At 59.3% G+C, this 2205-nt stretch carries 2 protein-coding genes; both read left to right on the top strand.

The annotated features are described in order from the left end of the window. On the top strand, positions 1-263 hold a 263-nt coding region (locus Q0216_RS07080), incomplete at its 5' end, for a (d)CMP kinase (RefSeq protein ID WP_298594060.1). 111 nt (positions 264-374) lie between these two features. Then, a complete protein-coding gene (gene der / locus Q0216_RS07075) occupies positions 375-1955 on the top strand; it encodes a ribosome biogenesis GTPase Der (RefSeq protein ID WP_298594059.1) in 1581 nt (526 codons plus the stop codon). Positions 1956-2205 lie beyond the last annotated feature (250 nt).

Below are 2205 nucleotides of genomic sequence, written 5' to 3'. Positions count from 1 at the left end.
CTGATGCGCGCATCCTGCTGACTGCTTCTGAAGAGGTGCGCATGGCGCGCCGCGGCCTGGAGAACGCGGAGAAGTCCGGCGCTTCGGGTGATTTGAGCAAGCAGATCGCTGAGCGTGATGCGAAGGATTCGAAGGTCAATAACTTTATGGAAGCTGCCGAGGGCGTGACCCTGGTGGACAGCTCGGATCTTGATTTTAATGCGACGGTCTCTGCAGTGATTAACGCTGTGAATGACCAGTTGAAGGCGAAGCGCGCGGGCTAGGCCCCGCCGAAACGCTGGGGGAGTGGTGCATCCGCTCCCGATAAGACGTTGAGCCGCGCTCGCGTGCTGACCTGCGGGTTGGGCGTGGGGCGGGTAGAGAAAGGAATGCGCATGGCTGAGGACGCTATCCGCGACGATTACGAAGAGAAGTACCTGGGCGGTGGCGAGGACGACGTGACCGAGCGCCTCGCTGAGATTGATGATGAGACCGCTGACCAGCGTGCTCAGGCTCTGCTTGAGGGTCTTGAGGACTACGACCTGGATGAAGAGGACCGCGCCCTGCTGGGTGCCTGGGGCTTCGACTTTGAGGAAGAGGAAGAGCAGCTCGCTGATCCGGTAGTGGCGATTGTTGGCCGCCCGAACGTGGGTAAGTCGACCATCATTAACCGTATTCTGGGCCGCCGTGAAGCGGTGGTTGAGGATAAGCCGGGTGTGACTCGTGACCGCGTGTCTTATAAGGCTGAGTGGCTGGGTAAGAGCTTCACTCTGGTTGATACCGGTGGTTGGGAGTCTGATGCCCGCGGTATTGATGCTCAGGTTGCTGAGCAGGCTGAGATTGCAGTGGAGCAGGCCGATGTTGTGGTCCTGGTGGTGGACGCCCGCGTGGGTGTGACCGCTTCGGATGAGCAGATTGTGCGTATGCTGCGCCGCGTGAAGAAGCCGATCATTCTGATTGCTAATAAGATTGACGACGCTCACCTGGAGCCGGAGATTTATAACCTCTGGTCGCTGGGTATGGGTCAGCCGTTCCCGGTGTCGGGTCTGCACGGCCGTGGCCTGGCGGATGCGCTGGACGAGATCCTTGAGGTCATGCCGGAGCATTCGCAGTTCGCTCAGCCGGAGGCGCTGGGCGGCCCGCGTCGTGTGGCTCTGGTGGGTCGCCCGAACGTGGGTAAGTCCTCGCTGCTGAATAAGCTGGCTGGTTCTGAGCGTGCCGTGGTGAACGACCTGGCTGGTACGACTCGTGACCCGATTGACGAGATTATTGAGCTGGGCGGCTACCCCTGGCGTTTTGTGGATACTGCGGGTATTCGCCGTCGTCAGCACATGGCTAAGGGCGCGGAGTTCTACTCTTCGCTGCGTACTCAGACTGCTCTGGAGCGTTCTGAGGTTGCCGTGGTGCTGCTGGATGTTTCCGAGCCGATTTCTGAGCAGGATGTGCGTATCGTGCAGACTGTGATTGATTCGGGCCGTGCGATGGTTCTGGCATTCAATAAGTGGGATACCCTCGATGAGGATCGCCGCTACATGCTGGAGCGCGAGATTGAGCGCGACCTGGCGCACGTGCAGTGGGCGCCTCGCGTGAACATTTCGGCGAAGACCGGCTGGCACAAGGACAAGCTGGTGCCCGCCCTGGAGCACTCGCTGGAGTCGTGGGATTCGCGTATTCCGACTGGCCGTTTGAACGCGTTCCTGGGCGAGATTGTGGCCGCGCATCCGCACCCGCTGCGTGGCGGTAAGCAGCCGCGTATTCTCTTTGGCACTCAGGTGTCTTCGCGTCCGCCGAAGTTCGTGCTGTTTACTACCGGTTTCTTGGATCCGGGGTACCGCCGCTTCATTACGCGTCGTCTGCGTGAGACTTTTGATTTCACGGGTACTCCGATTGAGATTTCGATGCGTGTGCGTGAGCGCCGCTCCCTGGGTGAGCGTCAGAGCGCGAAGGCTAAGAAGGGTAAGGGCGGCCGCCGCTAGTAGCGGTGTGTCTGCTTGATGCCGTGGTGCTAGGTTTGCCCCCCACGCGCTGGATTCTGTGCAGAAAATCTGCGAGAAAAAGATTTTTAGGATTTTTTCTAAAAATGGGGATTCTGGCTTGCGTGGGGGTTGAAAGCCCGGTATAGTTATTCGAGTGTTCGGGGGAAACCTCGAAAACAATATCGTGAATAACGAATCGGGTTGTGGCGCAGCTTGGTAGCGCACTTGACTGGGGGTCAAGGGGTCGCAG

The organism is uncultured Rothia sp., from assembly GCF_937976295.1.
In the GTDB taxonomy this organism is placed as follows: Bacteria; Actinomycetota; Actinomycetes; order Actinomycetales; family Micrococcaceae; genus Rothia.
The sequence above is the reverse complement of the archived record's forward strand: the minus strand, read 5'-3'. Positions and strand labels throughout refer to the sequence as shown.

Excerpts from the sequence above, each read along its gene's own strand:
- der (WP_298594059.1), top strand. The coding sequence starts at position 375 with ATGGCTGAGGACGCTATCCGCGACGATTACGAAGAGAAGTACCTGGGC.